The organism is Sporosarcina sp. GTC18466, assembly GCF_055389225.1.
This window is the reverse complement of record NZ_AP044037.1, coordinates 1,997,797-2,022,122: the sequence shown is the minus strand read 5'-3', so window position 1 is coordinate 2,022,122 and position 24,326 is coordinate 1,997,797. Positions and strand designations below refer to the sequence as shown.

Annotated in this window: 15 protein-coding genes, 2 tRNA genes and 3 rRNA genes; 15 read left to right on the top strand and 5 right to left on the bottom strand. The window is 51.6% G+C overall.

Features of this window, described 5'->3' with window-relative positions; translation table 11 throughout:
• Window positions 1–3: 3 nt before the first annotated feature.
• Window positions 4–1,389 (bottom strand): tRNA uridine-5-carboxymethylaminomethyl(34) synthesis GTPase MnmE, encoded by a 1,386-nt coding sequence (gene mnmE, locus ACZ5FK_RS09810; RefSeq protein WP_464804722.1) that lies wholly within the window; start codon window positions 1,387–1,389, stop codon window positions 4–6.
• A 274-nt stretch (window positions 1,390–1,663) separates the two neighbouring features.
• Between mnmE and ACZ5FK_RS09805 the strand changes: the two genes are divergently transcribed.
• Window positions 1,664–2,407, top strand: coding sequence for a sulfite exporter TauE/SafE family protein (locus ACZ5FK_RS09805; RefSeq protein WP_464804721.1), 744 nt, complete (start codon window positions 1,664–1,666; stop codon window positions 2,405–2,407).
• A gap of 60 nt (window positions 2,408–2,467) precedes the next feature.
• Here ACZ5FK_RS09805 and jag read toward each other — a convergent pair whose 3' ends face one another.
• The 4 genes from jag to rpmH form a co-directional block, all read right to left on the bottom strand.
• A complete protein-coding gene (gene jag, locus ACZ5FK_RS09800) occupies window positions 2,468–3,295 on the bottom strand; it encodes an RNA-binding cell elongation regulator Jag/EloR (protein ID WP_464804720.1) in 828 nt (275 codons plus the stop codon).
• Complete coding sequence (yidC, locus tag ACZ5FK_RS09795) at window positions 3,292–4,062, bottom strand: membrane protein insertase YidC (RefSeq protein ID WP_464804719.1); 771 nt, start codon at window positions 4,060–4,062, stop codon at window positions 3,292–3,294. The genes jag and yidC overlap by 4 nt, the downstream gene beginning before the upstream one ends.
• A gap of 65 nt (window positions 4,063–4,127) precedes the next feature.
• The gene (gene rnpA, locus ACZ5FK_RS09790) at window positions 4,128–4,472 is read right to left on the bottom strand and encodes a ribonuclease P protein component (protein WP_464804718.1); all 345 of its coding nucleotides are present in this window, start codon (window positions 4,470–4,472) and stop codon (window positions 4,128–4,130) included.
• Window positions 4,473–4,644: 172 nt separating this feature from the next.
• Window positions 4,645–4,779 carry a 50S ribosomal protein L34 gene (gene rpmH / locus ACZ5FK_RS09785; protein WP_251639995.1) on the bottom strand — a complete coding sequence of 45 codons (135 nt, stop codon included), beginning with the start codon at window positions 4,777–4,779 and terminating at the stop codon, window positions 4,645–4,647.
• A gap of 510 nt (window positions 4,780–5,289) precedes the next feature.
• Between rpmH and dnaA the strand changes: the two genes are divergently transcribed.
• The 14 genes from dnaA to ACZ5FK_RS09715 all read left to right on the top strand — a co-directional run bounded on the left by dnaA (window position 5,290) and on the right by ACZ5FK_RS09715 (window position 24,320).
• Entirely contained in the window at window positions 5,290–6,639 is a 1,350-nt protein-coding gene (gene dnaA / locus ACZ5FK_RS09780; protein WP_464804717.1) for a chromosomal replication initiator protein DnaA, read from the top strand.
• 165 nt (window positions 6,640–6,804) lie between these two features.
• A complete protein-coding gene (gene dnaN, locus ACZ5FK_RS09775; protein ID WP_464804716.1) occupies window positions 6,805–7,941 on the top strand; it encodes a DNA polymerase III subunit beta in 1,137 nt (378 codons plus the stop codon).
• A 99-nt stretch (window positions 7,942–8,040) separates the two neighbouring features.
• Complete coding sequence (yaaA, locus tag ACZ5FK_RS09770; protein ID WP_464804715.1) at window positions 8,041–8,280, top strand: S4 domain-containing protein YaaA; 240 nt, start codon at window positions 8,041–8,043, stop codon at window positions 8,278–8,280.
• Window positions 8,270–9,388 carry a DNA replication/repair protein RecF gene (gene recF, locus ACZ5FK_RS09765; RefSeq protein WP_464804714.1) on the top strand — a complete coding sequence of 373 codons (1,119 nt, stop codon included), beginning with the start codon at window positions 8,270–8,272 and terminating at the stop codon, window positions 9,386–9,388. The genes yaaA and recF overlap by 11 nt, the downstream gene beginning before the upstream one ends.
• Before the next feature lie 80 nt (window positions 9,389–9,468).
• On the top strand, window positions 9,469–11,391 hold the full coding sequence (gyrB, locus tag ACZ5FK_RS09760) for a DNA topoisomerase (ATP-hydrolyzing) subunit B (RefSeq protein WP_464804713.1): 1,923 nt from the start codon (window positions 9,469–9,471) through the stop codon (window positions 11,389–11,391).
• Between the two features lie 57 nt (window positions 11,392–11,448).
• Entirely contained in the window at window positions 11,449–13,959 is a 2,511-nt protein-coding gene (gene gyrA, locus ACZ5FK_RS09755) for a DNA gyrase subunit A (RefSeq protein WP_464804712.1), read from the top strand.
• Between the two features lie 123 nt (window positions 13,960–14,082).
• Window positions 14,083–15,180, top strand: coding sequence for an HD-GYP domain-containing protein (locus ACZ5FK_RS09750; protein ID WP_464804711.1), 1,098 nt, complete (start codon window positions 14,083–14,085; stop codon window positions 15,178–15,180).
• Window positions 15,181–15,713: 533 nt separating this feature from the next.
• Window positions 15,714–17,265 (top strand): 16S ribosomal RNA (locus tag ACZ5FK_RS09745).
• Between the two features lie 92 nt (window positions 17,266–17,357).
• Window positions 17,358–17,434: transfer RNA gene (locus ACZ5FK_RS09740), tRNA-Ile, on the top strand.
• Between the two features lie 12 nt (window positions 17,435–17,446).
• Window positions 17,447–17,522: transfer RNA gene (locus ACZ5FK_RS09735), tRNA-Ala, on the top strand.
• A gap of 278 nt (window positions 17,523–17,800) precedes the next feature.
• A 23S ribosomal RNA gene (locus tag ACZ5FK_RS09730) occupies window positions 17,801–20,735 on the top strand.
• A 73-nt stretch (window positions 20,736–20,808) separates the two neighbouring features.
• Window positions 20,809–20,924, top strand: a 5S ribosomal RNA gene (gene rrf / locus ACZ5FK_RS09725).
• Together the 16S, 23S and 5S rRNA genes with 2 tRNA genes alongside form the textbook arrangement of a ribosomal RNA operon.
• Window positions 20,925–21,341: 417 nt before the next feature.
• Window positions 21,342–22,805 (top strand): IMP dehydrogenase, encoded by a 1,464-nt coding sequence (gene guaB, locus ACZ5FK_RS09720; RefSeq protein ID WP_464804710.1) that lies wholly within the window; start codon window positions 21,342–21,344, stop codon window positions 22,803–22,805.
• 171 nt (window positions 22,806–22,976) lie between these two features.
• On the top strand, window positions 22,977–24,320 hold the full coding sequence (locus ACZ5FK_RS09715; protein WP_464804709.1) for a serine hydrolase: 1,344 nt from the start codon (window positions 22,977–22,979) through the stop codon (window positions 24,318–24,320).
• Window positions 24,321–24,326: the final 6 nt, after the last annotated feature.

The window sequence follows — 24,326 nt, the reverse complement described above, 5'->3', positions numbered from 1 at the left end:
ATGTTATTTTCCTAAGCAGAATTGCGAGAAGAGCTGGTTAATCAGACTGTCCTGCACCGTGTCACCAACGATTTCGCCGAGGATCTCCCACGTCCGGGTGATATCGATCTGAATCATATCGACAGGCACACGGGCTTCCGCCGCCGAAATTGCGTCTTTCACCGTGGCATGCGCCTTCTCAAGCAAGGCGATATGCCTCGCGTTTGATACGTATGTCAGGTCTCCTGCTTCAAGCGAGCCTTCAAAGAAGAGCGTTGAAATGGCCTCTTCCAGCTCATCCACCCCTTTTTCCTGGAGCAGTGAGGTCTCAACCATCTTGGCTTTTGGCGCAAGCTGCCTGATGCGCTCCCGGTCAAGCAGCGCAGGCAGATCCGTCTTGTTCATGACGATGATGCGGTCCATGCCGTCTGTCGCTTCGAAAAGCCGTTCATCTTCCTCGGTGAGCGGTTCCGAACTATTCAGCACAAGTAGAATGAGATCCGCTTCCTTGAGTACTTGGCGTGAGCGTTCCACACCGATCCGTTCGACGATGTCCTCGGTCTCCCGGATCCCAGCCGTATCAACAAGCCGCAGCGGCACTCCCCGCACGTTGACATACTCCTCGATGATATCACGCGTTGTGCCGGCGATGTCAGTGACAATCGCTTTGTTTTCCTGCACAAGACTGTTGAGCAGCGATGATTTCCCGACATTCGGGCGGCCGATGATAACCGTCGATAAGCCTTCCCTCAAAATTTTTCCTTGCGAAGAGGTGCGCAGCAACATTTCAATCTCATCCGCTACCCAGGAACATCTTTCGAGCATAAGCGGAATCGTCATCTCTTCCACGTCGTCATACTCGGGATAGTCAATATTCACTTCGACCTGGGCCAGTGTCTCGATCAATGCCTGCCGCAAATCGCCGATCAATCTGGAAAGCTTCCCTTCCATCTGGCCAAGCGCGACATTCATCGCACGGTCCGTTTTTGCGCGGATCAGATCCATGACGGCTTCTGCCTGGGACAGGTCGATCCGGCCGTTCAGGAAGGCTCTTTTTGAGAACTCTCCGGGTTCAGCCAGGCGCGCCCCTTCCCTCAGGATGAGTCCCAGCACGCGTTTGACCGCTACGAGCCCGCCGTGGCAGTTCACTTCCACGACATCTTCCCGCGTGAATGTCTTAGGCGCCCTCATGATGGAGACCATTACTTCCTCGATGATCTCCTCCGTTTTCGGGTCGATCAGATGGCCGTAATGGATTGTATGTGATGGTTCGTCCTTCAGCTGTTTACCTGAAGGCGACCTGAAAATTCGATTTGCCACTTCGATAGCGTCGTCCCCACTGAGCCGGACGATGGCGATTGCCCCTTCACCCATCGGTGTGGAAATCGCAGCAATTGTATCTGTAAGCATTTCTTCATCCCTCCGACTTCGTTATACACATGTGGATAACCGTTTGGACATGACTATCTAACGTAATATATTATCATAAAACGATCGTTTCTCCTAGTATACACAATGAAAAGTTGTGGATATTGTTTGCCTGCCCATCCAACCCGCAAGCACATCGGAATGAGGAACACATTCCTGGTGGTATACTGATTTTGCAATCATCTTTTTCTGCATGAGCTGCTTGCTTTTCAAGCATCCATTCTTGTATGTTTATACAATCCAAGGGGTTGGTTTCATGACGGTCATTCTAATGATGTTGCTTCTCGGAGCAATTTTAGGTTTTATCGGGGCAGGCGGAGCGGGGTTCATCATCGCGATCCTGACGCTTCTCTTTAAAGTGCCTATCCATGTGGCGGTCGCCACTTCTCTGACAGCGATGGCTTTCACCACACTTTCCGGCGCTCTCAGCCATTACCGTGAAGGGAATATTGCCGTCCGGTCTGGCCTGCTAGTCGGCGGGTTCGGGGCGATCGGCGCCTTTATCGGCTCACAGCTCGCCGTGTTCATCCCCGAGCAGGAACTTCATTATTTTACAGGCGGCATGCTCCTGTTCTCAGCCGCACTCCTCGTGTTCCGTCTTTTTTTCCTGAAGCAGGAGAAAGAGGCGCCGGCCTTACAAAGCCGCAATGCCTATATTGCGAAAACCGCTTTGCTCGGTATTGTCACCGGACTGCTGTCAGGCGCTTTTGGCATCGGATCCACACCATTCATCCAGCTGGGGCTGCTCGTATTCCTCGGACTGAACCTGCGCCAATCGGTCGGTACGACGATGCTGGTGATCGTGCCGATTGCAATTGGGGGCGGCATCGGATATATGACGGGCGGGCTTCTCGACGGCAAGCTGCTGCTTCAAGTCCTCATCGGTACGATGATCGGCGCCTATATCGGCGCCAAATTCACGAGCATCGTTCCGAAACCTGTTCTCAAAACAGCCATGATTGCGGTTCCCATCATCAGCGGACTGCTGCTCATGTTCTGACAGCTGAATAAGAAGCAAAAAGCCTGCAGGAGCGCCTGCAGGCTTTTGTTATCTCTACTATTACCGTACCGGTTCGATGACCAGGTAGCGGTTCGGGTCCGTGCCTTCCGAATAGGTTTCGATATCGAACCGGTTCGACAGCGCGTTATGGATCACTTTACGTTCATGTGACGGCATGGGTTCGAGCTGGACTTTGCGGCCTGTCCGGATAGCCTGATCCGCCATCCGGTCAGCAAGCTGCTCGAGTGACTGCTCGCGGCGTTTGCGGTAGTCACCGACATCAAGCCGGATCACCTTGAAGTTATTTGCATATTTATTCAGCACGAGCTGGCATAGCTGCTGCAATGCGTTCAAAGTCTGGCCTCTCTTGCCGATCAAGAATGCCGCCTTGCTGCTTTCAAGCTGGAGCGAAATGTACTTGCCGTCAGTTTCGTACTGGACATCCAGATCATCGATGCCCATGCCGGCCGCGATATCCATCAAATAACGGATAGTCTCTTTGATGGCCGCCTCATCCGATACTCCCTTGCTGTCCAGCTCTTCCACCGTTTCTTCCGCTTGGACCCTGGCAACAGGTTCTGCTTGTTTCGCGGGCACTTCTGCTTCCTTGAGAACAGATGCTGCCGGCTGCACGATCTCTTCTGCAGGTCGTGCTTCTTCCTTCAGCTCTTCTTCTACAAGTGTGTCTGCAGCTTTTTCTACTGCCGGTTCCGCCGGCTTTTTGACAGTGACCAGAACTTCCGCGTCTTTCGCGCCGAACCCAAGGAATCCTTTCTTCCCCGGATCGATGATTTCCACTTCTACCTCATCCCGGCGTACGCCGAGTTCCCGCAAAGCCGCATCTACTGCGAGTTCCGCAGTCGCTCCCTTGCGCGTCAGCTTTTTCATTTCCGTTTCCCTCCCACTTTTACAGGTGCCACTTCTTTTTTCTTGAATGGTTTGTAAATGAAGATGTTCTGGATAATTGAAATGACGTTACCGATCACCCAATAAAGAGCGAGGGCTGCCGGCAAAACAGAACCGATAAACATGATCATGAAAGGCATGATGTACATCATCACTTTCATCTGCGGGTTGTCCATCGCAGGTCCCGTCCGGAGTACAACAAACTGCATGAGTCCCGCCAGAATCGCTAAAGGAATGCTTGGCGTACCGAGTTCGAACCAAAGGAATTTCCCGAGCACGATTTCAGGTGTCGCATTCATTCTGCTGATGGCATGATATAACCCGATGATGATCGGCATCTGGATGATGACCGGCATGCATCCTGCTGCCGGGTTGATCTTCTCTTCGGACATGACCCGCTGCATCTCTTCCCGGTATTTCTGCTGCGTGACCGCATCTTTCGATTTGTACTTCTCTTTCAGGCCGGCCAGTTTCGGCTGGACCTCCTGCATCCGCTTCGAGCTTTGCGCCTGTTTGATCATCAGCGGCAGCAAGATCAGACGGATAATGATCGTCACGGCGATGATGCCGAGCCCGTAAGAGCCAAGCAGCTCCTGGAACGTCTCGATCAGCGACACGATCGGCCAGACGATATACCGGTTCCAGAACCCTTCACTCGTCGAGTAGATCGGCTGCTTGAACTCCGAACATCCCGCCATGAATACTGACAAAGCCGTCAGCATAAGTAATAAAGCGGCTTTCTTTTTCAAATCGACTCCCCCAAATCTATTCTTCTCTATAGTGGTTTCAGTTTATCATGAACCGGATTGCCGTTCTACTTCTTACTAAGTACTTTGGCGATCCGGAGAACATGCTGAAGGCTTTTCTTCGTTTCATGAAAATCAAGTGCGGCCGCCTGGTGTCTGGCGATGATGATATAGTCCATGTCCTGTTTCAGCTCGTCTTGAATCTCTAAAAATGCCTGCCGGATATATCGTTTGATTTGATTGCGCTTGACAGCGTTACCGATTTTTTTCCCGACCGACAGGCCGATCCGGAACTCGCTTTGTCCCTCTTTCTTCATTACATAGACGACAAATTGCCGGTTCGCAAACGATTTGCCGCGCTTAAACACCTTCTGGAATTCTTCATTCTTTTTAATGCGTTGATATTTGTTCAATTGGTTCACCTGCTTTTCAAATGGTCCGTCTCCCCCACTTATCATGCTCCTTGCAGGGGGCCGACCATTCAGTTTTCGATTAAAACCTTCATCCATATCAGCTTGCTGCCTTAACTGCATTTAGATAGCCCCGTTTTTAACGTGAAAAAAAAGACCACTGCATGCAGTGGTCTTAAGCTGAAAGTACTTTTCTTCCTTTGCGGCGACGTGCAGCAAGAACTCTACGTCCGTTCTTCGAGCTCATCCGCGCACGGAAACCGTGGACTTTACTACGTTTACGTTTATTTGGTTGGTACGTTCTTTTCATTATAAAGACACCTCCTGCATTATCCCTCACTCTACGTGACAGTCTTGAACAGTATAAAGGGCTTGACAGATAAAGTCAACCACTTTTCGGAGATCCGCCAGAACGATACATCCATCCCCTCGATCTTCATCCGCTAGAGTACTCCGATTGTTATCCACATACCCGCCCCATCACCTTCAGGACAAGTTGTGCAAAACAAAAATCGTGATTTTTTTTATTCACAGCACTTATCGACAAATTTTTCACATATAAAAGGCTGTGGATAAAAGAGGAATCCACAGCTGCCCGGACTGTTCATAACTTATGTAAAGCCTTGTCATATGGTTGATTACTTGATACAATGAAAAAGATTTTGTTGTTAACAGTATAAATTCACAATCCGGTTATCCACAATTGTTAATATGTTGTGGATAATTTTTTCAACACTTTTGGATTTTTGTTATCCACAAGTGTGAAATCCGTGTATAATACATAGTTCCGAGTCAATTTCTACGAAAAGGAGGCGCAAGATTGGACCAGCTAGAGAATTTATGGAATGAAGTTTTGTCGAAAATAGAAGGAAAGATTTCGAGGCCAAGTTACGAAACATGGCTCAAATCTACAAAACTCATGTCCTACGGGGAAGAGAATGTGACGATCGCCGTTCCGAATTCATTTGCGAAAGATTGGCTGGAGACGCACTATGTCCACTTGATCACAGGAATTCTGTCTGAGTTGACCGGAGAAGACCGGATCATCCAGTTTGTCGTTCCTAAAGAGATGGAAGAAGCTGATTTCCAAGTGCCCAAATCGGTCGTGAAACAGCAGGAGAAAGTGCAGACACCTTCAGCATCCGTCATGCTGAATCCTAAATATACATTTGATACATTCGTTATCGGATCGGGCAACCGGTTCGCCCATGCCGCCTCTCTTGCCGTCGCTGAGGCACCGGCAAAATCATATAATCCGCTGTTCATCTACGGGGGCGTCGGTCTAGGGAAGACGCACCTTATGCATGCAATCGGCCATTATATTCTAGAACAAAATCCGGAAGCAAAGGTCGTCTACCTGTCGTCGGAGAAATTTACGAATGAATTCATCAACTCGATCATGAACAACAAAGCCGGTGATTTCCGGAATCAATACCGCAATGTAGACGTGCTTTTGATTGATGATATTCAGTTCATCGCAGGAAAAGAACAGACGCAGGAGGAGTTTTTCCATACCTTCAATACGCTGCACGAAGAATCCAAGCAGATCATCATCTCTAGCGACCGTCCGCCAAAGGAGATCCCGACGCTTGAGGACCGTCTGCGATCGAGGTTTGAATGGGGCCTGATCACTGATATCGCTCCGCCCGATCTTGAAACAAGGATCGCCATTTTGCAGAAGAAAGCGAAAGCGGATGGACTGGTCGATATTTCGAATGAAGTGATGCTGTACATAGCGAACCAGATCGATACGAACATCCGTGAGCTCGAAGGAGCATTGATCCGCGTGGTCGCCTACTCATCGCTCGTCAATATGGACATTACAACAGATCTTGCTGCGGAAGCGTTGAAAGATATCATTCCGAATTCACGGCCCCGCACGGTCACCATCCTCGATATCCAGAAGACGGTGGGAGATCATTACAACATCAAATTAGAGGACTTTTCTGCGAAGAAACGGACGAGGGCGATTGCCTTTCCGCGACAGATTGCGATGTATCTGGCACGTGAACTCACGGACTCCTCTCTGCCGAAAATCGGAAGCGAATTTGGCGGCCGAGATCATTCGACTGTCATCCATGCCCATGAGAAAATCACGAAACAGCTGAAGGACGACGATGCGCTGCAACAAGATATCCAGGAATTGCGCAGCTTGCTCGGCCGTGGATAAGTGTGGATAATTTTTTTTGTTCTTCGCAGCTTTGCGCACACATTATGCACATGTGAATATCTTTTTCTTCGGGACTTCAGCCCGGTTATTCACATATTCACAGCCCCTATTACTATTATTACTGTTTTAAGTACTTACTAATTCTTATATAAGCGAGGGATCGAGATGAAATTCGAGATTATGAGGGATCGGCTGCTCGACGGTCTGAGCGATGTCATGAAAGCGATCAGCCAGAAAGTCACCAATCCGATCCTGACTGGGATCAAAATCGATGTGGACGAAAAAGGATTGAAGATGACCGGCAGTGATTCCGATATAACCATCACCACATTCATTCCGGTGGAAGAGGATGGAGAGCAGATCATCCGGATCGCTGACACCGGCTCGATTATCCTGCAGGCGAAGTTTTTCAGTGAGATTGTCCGTAAACTGCCGACGAACGATGTGACGATTGAGGTGGAAGACGGACACCAGACGAAGATCCATTCCGGCAAATCGGAATTCCATCTCATCGGTTCTAATCCGGACGAATATCCGCTTCTTCCAACCGTGAAAGACAACCAGCGTTTCTCGCTGCCTGCCGATCTGCTGAAATCGATCATCCGGGAAACTGTATTCGCTGTTTCCCAGCAGGAGACGAGGCCTATCTTGACGGGAGTCCACTGGATTGCGGAAGAAGACCGTCTCGTCTGTGTAGCAACTGACAGCCACCGTCTTGCAAGAAGGATCATCCAGCCTGAACAGATGCCCGGCAGCGGGTTCAGTGTTGTCATTCCAGGAAAGAGCTTGCAAGAACTCAATAAAATCTTGCCTGATCAGTCAGAAGCGGTGGAAATCGTCATCGCTGAGCAGCAAGTTTTATTCAAGATGAAAGACGTCCTGTTCTATTCACGCCTGCTGGAAGGAAACTATCCGGACACTTCCCGCCTCATCCCGTCGGAACAGAAAACGACGGTCACTGTGAACGGCAAGTCGCTGCTGCAGGCGATTGACCGCGCATCTTTGCTCGCCCGTGAAGAGCGGAACAACATTGTCCGTTTTTCAGCTGATGAAGGGAAACTGCTTGAGATCTCCTCGAACTCGCCGGAGATCGGAAAAGTCGAGGAGACGGTGGAAGCCGTTGACGTAAAGGGAGAAGACCTGAAAATCTCATTCAGCGCGAAGTACATGATGGACGCCCTGAAAGCGATCGACGGCCAGGATATCCTGATCCACTTCACCGGCGCCATGCGTCCATTCGTCCTGAAATCATCCGATAGTGACGATATTCTTCAGCTCATCTTGCCAGTACGCACATTTTGATCAAGTAAAAGGGTAGTCGGTAGCGACTATCCTTTTCTTATTGCGCAAAGTTAGGTAAAATGGGAAGACAGACTACTATGCGAAGGATTGAATAAATGAATGGATCTCCTGGAAATCGAGACGGAATTCGTTACACTTGGCCAATTATTGAAAATGACGAATGCTATCAGTTCAGGCGGGATGGCAAAATGGTTTTTGGCAGAAAATGCTGTTTTTGTGAATGGAGAGGAAGAACGGCGGAGAGGGCGGAAACTGCATGATGGCGATCTGGTGAATATTCCCGGAATCGGCCGTTTCAAAATAGCTTGTTCGCAAGATGGAAAGCCAGATGTACATTGAGCATCTCAAGCTGACCAATTACCGAAACTATTCCTCTCTGGATCTTTCCTTCTCGCCGAAAATCAATGTGTTCATCGGCGAGAACGCACAAGGCAAAACGAATGTCATGGAGGCGATCTACGTCCTGTCGATGGCAAAATCCCACAGGACATCAAACGATCGTGAATTGATACGCTGGGAGCAGGATTATGGTAAAATAGAAGGGGACATCATCCGGAAGTACGGTCGTCTTCCGCTTGAATTGACGATTTCGAAAAAAGGCAAGAAAGCGAGAGTCAACCACTTGGAACAGAATCGCTTGAGCCACTATATCGGACAGCTCAATGTCGTCATGTTCGCCCCGGAAGACCTGAACCTCGTAAAAGGGAGCCCTCAGATTAGAAGGCGATTCCTCGACATGGAGATCGGTCAGATATCTCCTGTCTATCTTCATGACTTGCTGACGTTCCAAAAGATTTTAAAACAACGAAACGCCATATTGAAGGATCACCGCGGAAAGCTCGATATTCAGGATGCGATGTTCGATATCTATACGGAACAGTATGTGAAGGCTGCTGTCTCCATCATCCAAAAGCGGTATTACTTCATGGACCTGCTTCAGAAATGGGCGGAACCGATCCACTTTGGGATCTCACGGGGCCTTGAACAATTAAAAGTTTCATATGGAACATTAAAAGAACTCGATTCTGGGCAGACTGCAGAAGAAATGGAAAATATACTCAGCCGGAAACTCCATGAAGCGAAACGGCGGGAGCTGGAACGCGGCATCACACTTGTCGGCCCGCACCGCGATGATCTTCATTTCTTCGTCAACGGCTATGATATACAGACATATGGTTCGCAGGGACAGCAGCGGACAACAGCACTCTCCCTGAAACTAGCGGAAATAGAACTTGTCAAACAGGAGGTCGGGGAAACACCGGTACTCCTGCTAGATGACGTCCTCTCAGAATTGGACGATTACCGCCAATCCCATCTTCTCGGCACGATGCAAGGTAATGTGCAGACATTCGTAACGACGACGAACATTGCCGGGATCGACCATGAGACGCTGCAGCATGCCGACCTGTTTGAAGTATCGGCGGGACATGTGCAGAAAAAGGATTGATCGACAGGCACGCCCATCGAGGCAGTTCAACCGTCAGTCAAATGACGGATGTTCGGAAAGGAAAGGTGAACATATTGGCAATGGAAGAGAAAGACATGCAGACAGCGTATGATGCGAATCAGATCCAGGTGCTTGAAGGCCTTGAAGCGGTCCGCAAGCGTCCCGGCATGTACATCGGGACGACAAGTGCACGCGGCCTCCACCACCTGGTATGGGAAATCGTCGACAACAGTATCGACGAAGCGCTCGCAGGCTACTGCGATCACATAGAAGTGACAATTGAGAAAGACAACTGGATCCGCGTGGATGACAACGGACGGGGCATCCCGGTCGGCATCCAAGAATCGACAGGCAGACCTGCTGTTGAAGTCATCATGACCGTCCTGCACGCCGGAGGTAAATTCGGCGGAGGAGGCTACAAGGTGTCAGGCGGTCTCCACGGCGTTGGTGCGTCAGTCGTCAACGCTTTATCGGAACGGACGGAGGTCTATGTCCGCCGAGACGGCAAAGTGTATTTCCTCGCATTCGAACGGGGAGTGCCGATCGGTGACCTGCAGGTGATCGGGGAGACGGATGAGACAGGAACACGCACACGCTTCAAGGCGGATCCGGAAATTTTCAAAGAGACGACAGTCTATGACTACGATACGCTCGCGCACCGTCTCCGTGAGCTCGCGTATCTGAACCGCGGCCTCCGCATCACGATCACAGACGAACGCGAAGACGAGAAGCGCATCGACACGTTCCACTATGAAGGCGGCATCAAGTCATACGTGGAACATATCAACGAAGGCAAAGAACCGATCCATGAGGAGCCGATTTTTATCGAAGCCGAGAGAGACGGCATCTCGATTGAAATCGCCATGCAATATAACAGCGGCTATGCGGAAAATATCCTTTCCTTCGCAAACAACATCAATACGTATGAAGGCGGGACGCATGAATCAGGCTTCAAGACGGCCCTCACAAGGGTCATCAACGATTATGCACGCAAGAACGGCATGCTGAAAGATTCTGATCCGAACCTGTCCGGCGACGATGTCCGGGAAGGGTTGACGGCGATCATTTCCGTCAAGCACCCGGATCCGCAGTTCGAAGGGCAGACAAAGACGAAACTCGGGAACTCGGAAGTGAGCACGATTACGAATGCACTGTTTTCCGAGCACTTCCAGCGTTTCATGCTGGAGAACCCGCCGACAGCGCGCACTATTGTCGATAAAAGCCTGATGGCGGCCCGCGCGCGTGTCGCTGCAAAGAACGCACGTGAACTGACCCGCAGGAAATCAGCGCTTGAAGTGTCAAGCCTACCTGGGAAACTCTCGGACTGCTCTTCGAGAGACCCGCAGATCAGTGAATTATATATCGTTGAGGGAGACTCGGCTGGCGGATCCGCGAAAAGCGGACGCGATCGTCACTTCCAGGCGATCCTGCCGCTGCGCGGTAAGATTCTCAACGTAGAGAAGGCGCGGCTTGACCGGATTCTCAGCAATGCGGAGATCCGCATGATGATCACGGCTCTCGGTACAGGCATCGGGAAAGATTTTGACCTGTCGAAGGCCCGGTACCACAAAATTGTCATCATGACGGATGCCGACGTTGACGGCGCCCATATCCGGACGCTTCTGCTCACATTCTTCTTCCGCTTCATGCGGCCATTGATCGAGGCAGGCTATGTGTATATCGCACAGCCGCCGCTCTACCGCGTCAAGCAAGGGAAGCATGAGGAATACTGCTTCGATGAAGAGGAGTTGCAGGAAATCCTCGGGCGGCTGCCTGAAATTCCAAAGCCGGTCATCACCCGTTACAAAGGGTTAGGCGAGATGGATGCGACGCAGCTCTGGGAGACGACGATGGATCCCGAACACCGCACATTGCTTCAAGTCCACCTGGAAGACGCAGCAGATGCTGACCAGACATTTGAACAGCTGATGGGCGATGATGTAGAGCCGAGACGAAAGTTCATCGAAGAAAATGCGATCTATGTAAAGAATTTGGATACTTGATTTGTACGGATGCTTGCCTTTCATTGACAGCATCTGAGCTGAAAGGAGCTTGACAGAATGGCTGACATGCCGAACCGTGGTGTCCAAGGAATCAATATCAGTACGGAGATGCGGACGTCGTTTCTCGACTATGCGATGAGCGTCATCGTATCCCGTGCATTGCCGGATGTGCGCGACGGTCTCAAGCCGGTGCACCGGCGAATCTTATATGCAATGCAGGATCTTGGAAATACAGCAGATAAACCACATAAGAAATCAGCGCGGATTGTCGGCGACGTCATCGGTAAGTACCATCCGCATGGCGACAGCGCCGTCTATGACACAATGGTGCGTATGGCGCAGGACTTCAACTACCGCTATATGCTTGTCGACGGACACGGAAACTTCGGGTCGGTCGACGGCGACGCAGCGGCAGCGATGCGTTATACGGAATCTCGGATGTCCCGCATCGCGATGGAACTGCTGCGTGATATCAACAAAGACACGATTGACTACCAGCCGAACTATGACGGCCAGGAAAAAGAGCCGATCGTGCTGCCGAGCCGCTTCCCGAATCTCCTTGTAAATGGGACGTCCGGGATTGCAGTCGGCATGGCGACAAATATCCCGCCGCATCATCTTGGGGAGACGATCGACGCTGTGCTGGCAGTCGCGGATAATAGCGCAATTACGACCGAGGAATTGATGGAGATCATTCCGGGGCCGGATTTCCCGACAGGCGGGATCATCCTTGGCCGCAGCGGCATCAGAAGGGCCTATGAAACAGGCAGAGGGTCCCTTGTCATCCGCGGCAAGGTGGAGATCGAGCAGCAGGCGAACGGCAAAGAGACGATCATCGTCACTGAATTGCCGTACCAGGTGAACAAGGCGCGTCTTGTCGAGAAAATCGCGGAGCTCGTACGTGATAAGCGGATCGAAGGCATTACGCATCTCGCGGATGAATCGGACCGTACCGGCATGCGCATCGTCATCGAAGTGCGCAAGGATGCGAATGCCAACGTCCTGCTGAATAATTTATATAAGCATACGGCGCTGCAGTCGAGCTTTGGCATCAATATGCTGGCGCTCGTCGATGGACAGCCGAAGATCCTTGCCCTGAAAGAGATCTTGCATTATTACCTTGAGCACCAGAAAGACGTCATCCGCAGACGGACCCAGTATGATCTGAAGAAGGCGGAAGACCGTGCTCATATCCTGGAAGGCCTCCGGATTGCGCTCGATCATATCGACGAGATCATCGCACTGATCCGCGCGTCGAAGACGACTGAGGAAGCGAAAAACGGTTTGATGGAACGTTTCGACCTGTCTGAACGGCAATCTCAGGCGATATTGGATATGCGCCTCCAGCGTCTTACAGGACTCGAGCGGGACAAGATCGAATCTGAATATCAGGAGCTTCTCCAGCTGATCGCGGAACTGCGTGCGATTCTTGCGGATGAACAGAAGCTATTGGATATCATCAAGGAAGAGCTGCTGGAAGTGAAGCAGCGTTTCGCCGATGACCGCCGAACCGAAATCACGATGGGCGGCCTCGATATGCTGGAAGACGAGGATCTTATCCCTGTCGAGAATTCCGTCCTGACCCTTACGCATAACGGCTATATCAAGCGCCTCCCTGCAAGCACGTACCGCAGCCAGAAACGCGGCGGCCGCGGCATCCAGGGCATGGGCACTAACGACGATGACTTCGTCGAGCACTTACTGTACACATCCACCCATGACACGATCCTGTTCTTCACGAGCCGCGGTCGCGTGTACCGGAAGAAAGGGTATGAAATTCCAGAATACAGCAGGACGGCGAAAGGATTGCCGATCATCAATCTCCTGGACTTCGACAAGAACGAGAAGGTCACGGCGATGATTGCAATCGATAAGTTCGAGGATGACAAATATCTATTCTTTGCAACATGCCAAGGCATCGTGAAGAGGACTGTCGTATCGGATTTCGCGAACATCCGATCAAATGGCCTGATCGCCTTGACCCTCCGCGGAGATGATGAGCTGATCAGTGTACGGATGACAAGCGGAGACCAGTCCATCGCGATTGGGACGCGCGGGGGCATGCTGATTAAGTTCCATGAGCAGGATATCCGTCCAATGGGCCGTGTCGCAAGCGGTGTGCGGGGAATCCGTCTCCGGGAAGGCGACATCGCAGTCGGCATGGATACGGTCAAGGAAGGCGATGAAATCCTTGTCGTCACCGAAAAAGGCTTCGGAAAACGGACGCCTGAATCTGAATACCGCTATCAGTCACGCGGCGGCTATGGCCTAAAGACGCTGAACGTCACGGATCGCAATGGACAGCTTGTCGCGATGAAAACTGTTAATGGGACCGAGGATCTCATGCTGATCACGATCCATGGCATCCTGATCCGGATGGACATTGAGGACATCTCTTCAATCGGACGAAGCACGCAAGGGGTCCGTCTGATCCGCCTCGGCGAAGATGAACTGGTCGCCACAGTAGCGAAAGTCGAAAAGGAAGAGCTGGAGGAAGCGCTGGAAGATGAGGCAGAGCTTCCGCTTGAAGAACCTCTGATGGACACGGAGCCCGAAGAGGACCTATAAGTAGATAAAAACGAGTTGCCGACCAATTTTTTTAAGGTCGGCAACTTTTTTCGTATGGTTTTTACAAAATAATGAAGTATACTAGTCTATAAGAACAGCAGAGATCAGGAGGGGCTGACGCAAATGGAGCTGTATCGAAATACGAGTGAATTGCGACCTGGCATTTTACTGAAAGAAGACGTATATTCCAAGACGAAATATCCCATTATCCGAAAAGAGACAGAACTGTCGCCCGAACATATATATGCGCTCCGGGCGTTCGGCGTCACCCGTGTGAAAGTGGAGGAGCGGGTAACACCGAATAAGATGGAGCTTGATGAAATGGAAGCAGGCGCACCAGCTGCCGACTACCTTAAAGAGCTTCCGGTGAGCCGGGAGGATTTAAGGAAGAAGTATACCGAAGCCGTGAGAAACTATAAAAAAGAATTTAACGGATGGCGTGCGGGTGCAAAGGTGGACATCGCCAAAGTGCGGACGGCAATCTTACCAGTCATCGAATCGTTCATGGACCAGAAAGGGATGCTTGCCTATCTGAATGAACTGTCCGATCCTAAAGAATATATTTACCACCATTCCATCGCAGTCGGTATTCTGTCCGCAGCCATCAGCAAGCAGATCGGCTTGGCAGGCGGCGATGCACTGCAGCTTGGTCTTGCAGGCGTACTGGCGGATTGCGGAATGGCCAAGATCGACTCCAAAATTATCGAGAAGTCCGCCTATCTGACCCGGGAAGAATACAACGAGGTAAAAAAGCATACGCTTCTCGGCTTCCAAATGCTCCAGAGCACGCCATTGCTACGCAAAGAGATGAAGCTTGCCATCGCCCAGCATCATGAACGCTTAGACGGCAGCGGCTACCCGCAGGGCCACAAATCCGAAAGCATCTCCCTCTACTCGCAGATCCTGGCGGTAGCGGATGTGTTCCATGCGATGAGCTCCGAGCGGATCTACCGGGCCAAGCAGTCGCCGTTCAAGGTGCTCGAAATGATCAAGGAAGAGGAATTCGGCAAATTTAACCTGACTGTAGTGCAAGGACTCGAAACGCTGATCTGCGACTTCACCATCGGAACAAGAGTGAAGCTATCGGACGGGGAAATCGGCGAAGTCATGTTCCTTCACCGGGACGCCTCGCTGCGCCCGCTCATCCGCAGACGTTCTGACGGCGCCACAGTAGATCTTGCCGCAAACCGAAGCATCGCTATCGAAAAAGTACTAGATTAAACAAACAGCCAGCCGTCCACTATACTTATTGAGGACGGCTTTCATATTGAATACAGGAGATGTCCAGCACATCCACCTGAAATCCAATTAGAAAAAAACATTGCATTCCTGAGTCTAGGCTGGTATAGTAAATAACGTTGCATTTCACATAAGGAACAACGAACTTCACATTCTTGAAAAAGAAAAAGAAAAAAGTTGTTGACGCGAGATGAACAGAGTGGTAAGATATAAGAGTTGCTGATGAAACAAACGGCAATGACATGAACCTTGAAAACTGAACAGCAAAACGTCAACATAAAGTTCCGAAGCCGACCCCGTCGGCGGACGAACAACAATGGACATCATAAAGATGCCAGCAAAGAAATCGAGCTACTCGAATTTCTTCAACCTTTCTTCTATAAGAGAGGCATCTGGCGTACGAGACGTGGTGGAGTGCTAGGAAGCGAAGGAGCAAGGGAGGGAACGTACACCAGTACGTGACCGACCGCGCGACTGAAGCTGACAACGCAATCCGCCGCGTATCGCGCGCCAGATTTATGGAGAGTTTGATCCTGGCTCAGGACGAACGCTGGCGGCGTGCCTAATACATGCAAGTCGAGCGAATGACAGGGAGCTTGCTCCCTTGATTTAGCGGCGGACGGGTGAGTAACACGTGGGCAACCTGCCCTGCAGATGGGGATAACTCCGGGAAACCGGGGCTAATACCGAATAATCAGTTCCTCCGCATGGAGGAACTCTGAAAGACGGTTTCGGCTGTCACTGCAGGATGGGCCCGCGGCGCATTAGCTAGTTGGTGGGGTAACGGCCTACCAAGGCGACGATGCGTAGCCGACCTGAGAGGGTGATCGGCCACACTGGGACTGAGACACGGCCCAGACTCCTACGGGAGGCAGCAGTAGGGAATCTTCCACAATGGACGAAAGTCTGATGGAGCAACGCCGCGTGAACGAAGAAGGCTCTCGGGTCGTAAAGTTCTGTTGCGAGGGAAGAACACGTACGGGAGTCACTGCCCGTACCTTGACGGTACCTCGTCAGAAAGCCACGGCTAACTACGTGCCAGCAGCCGCGGTAATACGTAGGTGGCAAGCGTTGTCCGGAATTATTGGGCGTAAAGCGCGCGCAGGCGGTCCTTTAAGTCTGATGTGAAATCTCGCGGCTCAACCGCGAACGGTCATTGGAAACTGGGGGACTTGAGTGCAGAAGAGGAAAGCGGAATTCCACGTGTAGCGGTGAAATGCGTAGAGATGTGGAGGAACACCAGTGGCGAAGGCGGCTTTCTGGTCTGTAACTGACGCTGAGGCGCGAAAGCGTGGGGAGCAAACAGGATTAGATACCCTGGTAGTCCACGCCGTAAACGATGAGTGCTAAGTGTTAGGGGGTTTCCGCCCCTTAGTGCTGCAGCTAACGCATTAAGCACTCCGCCTGGGGAGTACGGCCGCAAGGCTGAAACTCAAAGGAATTGACGGGGACCCGCACAAGCGGTGGAGCATGTGGTTTAATTCGAAGCAACGCGAAGAACCTTACCAGGTCTTGACATCCCGCTGACCGGCATGGAGACATGCCTTTCCCTTCGGGGACAGCGGTGACAGGTGGTGCATGGTTGTCGTCAGCTCGTGTCGTGAGATGTTGGGTTAAGTCCCGCAACGAGCGCAACCCTTGATCTTAGTTGCCAGCATTCAGTTGGGCACTCTAAGGTGACTGCCGGTGACAAACCGGAGGAAGGTGGGGATGACGTCAAATCATCATGCCCCTTATGACCTGGGCTACACACGTGCTACAATGGACGGTACAAAGGGCTGCGAACCCGCGAGGGGGAGCCAATCCCATAAAACCGTTCCCAGTTCGGATTGCAGGCTGCAACTCGCCTGCATGAAGCCGGAATCGCTAGTAATCGTGGATCAGCATGCCACGGTGAATACGTTCCCGGGTCTTGTACACACCGCCCGTCACACCACGAGAGTTTGTAACACCCGAAGTCGGTGGGGTAACCCTTACGGGAGCCAGCCGCCGAAGGTGGGACAGATGATTGGGGTGAAGTCGTAACAAGGTAGCCGTATCGGAAGGTGCGGCTGGATCACCTCCTTTCTAAGGATAATTACGGAATATGGATCTTCGATCCATACGTTGACGTTTTGCGTTCAGTTTTGAGGGATCATGTTAAAATGATACTTCAAAAGGGGCCTATAGCTCAGCTGGTTAGAGCGCACGCCTGATAAGCGTGAGGTCGGTGGTTCGAGTCCACTTAGGCCCACCATATATACCCTTTGGGGCCTTAGCTCAGATGGGAGAGCGCCTGCCTTGCACGCAGGAGGTCAGCGGTTCGATCCCGCTAGGCTCCACCAAATCTTGTTCATTGAAAACTGGATAGAACGACATTGATAAAGAAAAGCTGAAGCAGCCGTTTAGGCGCGACAGGCACAAGACGAATCTGCGGAACGGCGATTTTGCCGTGTAGCTGAGTTGGCTTGTGACCCGAGCGACTGGCAGCTGAAGCTAGACAAGTAATCAACCGAGTCGATCACGTAGTGATTGAACATGCAATACTTTGTAACGATGATTGATCTGCTGATCGCTCAGCACCAATCATCAACCAGTGGCTTCCTTACCGGAAAGCCGAAAAGGTTAAGTTAGAAAGGGCGCACGGCGGATGCCTTGGCACTAGGAGCCGATGAAGGACGGAACTAACACCGATATGCTTCGGGGAGCTGTAAGTAAGCTTTGAGCCGAAGATTTCCGAATGGGGGAACCCACTGCCCGTAATGGGGCAGTACGCTGCACGTGAATACATAGCGTGAGCGAGGCACACCCGGAGAACTGAAACATCTAAGTACCCGGAGGAAGAGAAAGAAACATCGATTCCCTTAGTAGCGGCGAGCGAAACGGGAAGAGCCCAAACCAGGAAGCTTGCTTCCTGGGGTTGTAGGACACTCTATACGGAGTTACAAAGGGCTGGGTTAGGCGAAGCGACCTGGAAAGGTCCGCCAGAGCGGGTAAAAGCCCCGTAGCCGAAAGTCCAGCCCCTCCAGAGTGGATCCTGAGTACGGCGGAACACGTGAAATTCCGTCGGAATCCGGGAGGACCATCTCCCAAGGCTAAATACTCCCTAGTGACCGATAGTGAACCAGTACCGTGAGGGAAAGGTGAAAAGCACCCCGGAAGGGGAGTGAAAGAGAACCTGAAACCGTGTGCCTACAAGTTGTCAGAGCCCGTTAATGGGTGATGGCGTGCCTTTTGTAGAATGAACCGGCGAGTTACGATTCCATGCGAGGTTAAGCCGAGAAGGCGGAGCCGCAGCGAAAGCGAGTCTGAATAGGGCGCATGAGTATGGGGTCGTAGACCCGAAACCAGGTGATCTACCCATGTCCAGGGTGAAGGTAAGGTAACACTTACTGGAGGCCCGAACCCACGTACGTTGAAAAGTGCGGGGATGAGGTGTGGGTAGCGGTGAAATTCCAATCGAACCTGGAGATAGCTGGTTCTCTCCGAAATAGCTTTAGGGCTAGCCTCAAACGTAAGAGTCCCGGAGGTAGAGCACTGTTTGGACGAGGGGCCCATCCCGGGTTACCGAATTCAGACAAACTCCGAATGCCGGATGACTTCTGTTTGGGAGTCAGACTGCGGGTGATAAGATCCGTGGTCGAGAGGGAAACAGCCCAGACCGCCAGTTAAGGTCCCCAAGTATCCGTTGAGTGGAAAAGGATGTGGCGCTGCCCAGACAACCAGGATGTTGGCTTAGAAGCAGCCACCATTTAAAGAGTGCGTAATAGCTCACTGGTCGAGTGGCGCTGCGCCGAAAATGTACCGGGGCTAAACGGATCACCGAAACTGCGGATTGACACCATTGGTGTCAGTGGTAGGAGAGCGTTCCAAGGGCGTCGAAGCCAGACCGGAAGGACTGGTGGAGCGCTTGGAAGTGAGAATGCCGGTATGAGTAGCGAAAGAAGGGTGAGAATCCCTTCCACCGAATGCCTAAGGTTTCCTGAGGAAGGCTCGTCCGCTCAGGGTTAGTCGGGACCTAAGTCGAGGCCGATAGGCGTAGACGATGGACAACAGGTTGATATTCCTGTACCACCTCCCCGCCGTTATCAGCAATGGGGGGACGCAGTAGGATAGGGTGAGCGCGCTGTTGGTCATGCGCGTCCAAGCAGTGAGGCGTGGAATGAGGCAAATCCCATTCCAGATGCGCTGGGCTGTGATGGCAAGGGGAATTGTCCCCGGAGTCCCTGATTTCACACTGCCAAGAAAAGCCTCTAGCGAGGCGGGAGGTGCCCGTACCGCAAACCGACACAGGTAGGCGAGGAGAGAATCCTAAGGTGATCGAGAGAACTCTCGTTAAGGAACTCGGCAAAATGACCCCGTAACTTCGGGAGAAGGGGTGCTCTGGTAGGGTGAATAGCCCGAGAGAGCCGCAGTGAATAGGCCCAGGCGACTGTTTAGCAAAAACACAGGTCTCTGCAAAACCGTAAGGTGACGTATAGGGGCTGACGCCTGCCCGGTGCTGGAAGGTTAAGAGGAGGGGTCAGCGCAAGCGAAGCTCCGAATTGAAGCCCCAGTAAACGGCGGCCGTAACTATAACGGTCCTAAGGTAGCGAAATTCCTTGTCGGGTAAGTTCCGACCCGCACGAAAGGCGTAACGATCTGGGCACTGTCTCAACGAGAGACTCGGTGAAATTATAATATGCGTGAAGATGCGCATTACCCGCGACAGGACGGAAAGACCCCGTGGAGCTTTACTGCAGCCTGATATTGAATTCCGGTGCAGCCTGTACAGGATAGGTAGGAGCCTAAGATGCCGGAGCGCCAGCTTCGGTGGAGGCACCCGTGGGATACTACCCTGGCTGTATTGGACTTCTAACCCTTGCCCGTGATCCGGGCAGGAGACAGTGTCAGGCGGGCAGTTTGACTGGGGCGGTCGCCTCCTAAAGAGTAACGGAGGCGCCCAAAGGTTCCCTCAGAATGGTTGGACATCATTCGCAGAGTGCAAAGGCATAAGGGAGCTTGACTGCGAGACCTACAAGTCGAGCAGGGTCGAAAGACGGGCTTAGTGATCCGGTGGTTCCGCATGGAAGGGCCATCGCTCAACGGATAAAAGCTACCCCGGGGATAACAGGCTTATCTCCCCCAAGAGTCCACATCGACGGGGAGGTTTGGCACCTCGATGTCGGCTCATCGCATCCTGGGGCTGTAGTCGGTCCCAAGGGTTGGGCTGTTCGCCCATTAAAGCGGTACGCGAGCTGGGTTCAGAACGTCGTGAGACAGTTCGGTCCCTATCCGTCGCGGGCGCAGGAAATTTGAGAGGAGCTGTCCTTAGTACGAGAGGACCGGGATGGACACACCGCTGGTGTACCAGTTGTTCTGCCAAGGGCATCGCTGGGTAGCTATGTGTGGACGGGATAAATGCTGAAAGCATCTAAGCATGAAGCCCCCCTCGAGATGAGATTTCCCTTTACTTCTGTAAGTAAGATCTCTCAAAGATGATGAGGTGGATAGGTCCGGGGTGGAAGCGTGGCGACACGTGCAGCTGACGGATACTAATCGATCGAGGACTTGACCTTAATTACAACAGTAGTTGATTACGCTTTCCAATGTCACTTCTATCCGGTTTTGAATGAGCAATTCATTCACCTGTCTGGTAATGACGGCGAAGAGGTCACACCCGTTCCCATCCCGAACACGGAAGTTAAGCTCTTCAGCGCCGATGGTAGTAGGGGGCTTCCCCCTGTGAGAGTAGGACGTTGCCAGGCAAACATGCCATCCCCCGAGTGGGGATGGTTTTTTTGTGTTTTACAGGTTATAATTAATTAGAATCACCATCCTATGACTGTCTCGTTATCCAAGTATCTCGGCAAATATGAATAGCACGGACGGGAAAAGGCATATACAGGTCTTTGAGGAGGAAACGTTGTTCCAGTAAACGGCTGGGGGTACATGGGTGTGTGCATTAAACCAAATCAACTGGCCCAGGCGCCCTCGAAACTGGCACTGCCTACAACCAATTGACACTTCACCCGCCACATTAGCCCGCCATCCTTCCTCTTAAAGTGGTTCATCGAATTATAGGAATACTTTTACTTATATATACAGTCTTGACAGTACTTCACGGACACTGATACCCTTTTAATAATATTCACAGACCAATACCATTTAGGAGGCGTGCCGAAATGTGGGAAACGAAATTTACGCGTGAAGGACTGACGTTTGACGATGTGCTGCTGATTCCAGGAGCATCTGAAGTATTGCCGAAAGATGTGTCTCTATCGGTGCAATTGACGGAAAAGATTACGCTCAACATCCCGATCATCAGTGCGGGAATGGATACGGTCACTGAAGCGAAGATGGCGATCGCCATGTCTCGCCAAGGAGGCCTTGGAATCATTCATAAGAACATGAGCATCGAAGAGCAGGCGGAGCAGGTAGTCACAGTGAAACGGTCGGAAAATGGAGTAATCACGAATCCGTTCTTCCTCACGCCGGAGCATCAAGTGTATGACGCCGAGCATTTGATGGGCAAGTACCGCATTTCAGGTGTTCCGATTGTCAATTCGATGGATGACCGGAAGCTGGTCGGTATTCTGACGAACCGGGATCTGCGGTTCATCCAGGATTATTCGATGATCATCAAGGACGTCATGACGAAAGAAGATCTAGTGACAGCGCCTGTCGGCACGACACTCGAAGACGCGGAGAAGATTTTGCAGAAATACAAGATCGAGAAATTGCCGATTGTTGACGAGGACGGCACGTTGACAGGGTTGATCACCATTAAAGACATCGAGAAAGTGATCGAATTCCCGAACGCAGCGAAAGACCAGCATGGCCGCCTTCTTGTTGGCGCGGCGGTCGGTGTTACGTCAGATACGATGACGCGAGTGCAGAAGCTCGTCGAGGCGGAAGTGGATGTCATTGTTCTTGATACGGCGCATGGCCATTCGAAAGGCGTTCTCGATATGGTGCGGCAGATTCGTGAAGCCTATCCGGATCTTGATATCATTGCCGGCAATGTGGCGACGGCTGAAGGGACGGCGGCTCTTTACGAAGCGGGTGCTGATGTGGTAAAGGTAGGCATCGGTCCTGGTTCGATTTGTACAACCCGTGTTGTGGCGGGCGTCGGTGTTCCTCAAATTACGGCTGTGTATGATTGTGCATCAGAAGCGAGAAAGCATGGAAAGACGATCATCGCGGATGGCGGCATCAAGTATTCCGGCGATATCGTGAAAGCCCTTGCGTCCGGCGGGCATGTGGTCATGCTGGGCAGTCTGCTTGCAGGGACGACGGAAAGCCCGGGCGAGACGGAGATCTTCCAAGGCCGCCGATTCAAAGTGTATCGAGGCATGGGATCGGTCGCTTCCATGGAGAAGGGTTCAAAAGACCGCTATTTCCAAGACGAAGCGAAAAAGCTTGTACCTGAAGGAATAGAAGGCCGCCTTCCATACAAAGGGCCGCTCACGGATACGATCCATCAGCTGGTGGGAGGCATCCGTGCGGGCATGGGCTACTGCGGAACTAAGGATCTGCAGGCACTTCGCGAGGAAGCGCAGTTTGTCCGGATGACAGGTGCGGGGCTCCGTGAAAGCCATCCGCATGATGTGCAAATTACAAAAGAGGCACCGAACTATTCATTATAAAAATATATGCTCCTTGTATCCATGTAAGGAACTTTTGCACCTTTCCAGCGTCCCAATACAGGGCGGAAAGGTGCTTTTATTTGGCTGCCATTTCTCGCAAGTCGACCTCCATCTCATGGCCGGGTTGTGTTAAAATATATTATAGGAAATAGTAATGACGGAGGTAACAGTGTGAAAAAGGAAATGAGAAAATGGGTGGCAGTGCTGCTCATGCCGTTGCTTGTGCTTATGTCGATTGGATCGACAACGGCGAAAGCTGATTCGACACTTGGCATTCATGTCGACAGCGCGATTTTGATTGATGCGGAAACGGGTAAAATATTATACGAAGAAAATGCGGATACTCCGCTAGGCATTGCAAGTATGTCGAAGATGATGACAGAATATCTTCTGTTCGAGGCGATTCAGGAAGGGAAGATCAGCTGGGACCAGGAATATCGGGTCAACGACTATACATACGCGATTTCCCAGGACCGCCGTCTGAGCAATGTGCCGCTCCGAAAAGACGGTACATATACGATCCGGGAATTGTATGAGGCGCTTGCCATCTATTCTGCGAACGCGGCAACGATCGCCATTGCGGAGACCATCGCAGGGACCGAGAAGGAATTTCTGAAGATGATGGATGCAAAGGCCAAAGAGCTTGGCCTGACAGACTATAAATTTGTAAACTCGACAGGGCTGAACAATTCAGACCTGCAGGGCATGCAGCCGGAAGGGACAGGGCCGAATGATGAGAACGTCATGCCGGCGAAGTCGGTGGCACTCCTTGCCTACCGCCTGATCCATGATTATCCGGAAGTGCTGGAGACAACGAAAATCAGCAAAAAGACATTCCGGGAAGGGACGTCGGATAAAATCGATATGGCCAATTGGAACTTCATGCTTCCTGGCCTCCTATATGAATATGAAGGCGTAGATGGCTTGAAGACGGGAACGACGGACTTCGCGGGCCATTGCTTCACTGGTACAGCGACAAGGGATGATAAGCGGCTTATCGCTGTCGTCATGAAAGCGGTCGATGCCAAAGGGGTCGGGTCATATAAAGCCCGCTTTGATGCGACACGCGCGCTGTTCGAATACGGATTCAACCAGTTTTCCGCCCAGGAGATTGTACCTGCCGGTTACAAGTTTGATACACAAAAGACTGTCGATGTGAATAAAGGCAAGGACAAGACGGTCGCCGTTGAAGTGAAAGAACCGATCCGCATGATGGTGAAGACGAATGAAAAGGATCAGTACATGCCAAAGCTCGTACTGGACGACAAGGCATTCAAAGGCGGCAAGCTGGAGGCACCTGTCAAGAAGGGCACGGTTGTCGGTCATGTGGAAGTCGTGAAGAATGAAGGGACCGACTACGGATATGTCGATGCAAAAAATGCAGGTGTCGACGTAGTGACAGCAGCCCCTGTCGAGAAGGCAGGCTGGTTCTCCCTCATGCTAAGCGCAATCGGCAATTTCTTCGTCACCATCTGGGAAGGTGCGACTGGATTTGTGAAAGGGTTGTTCGATTAATTGAAA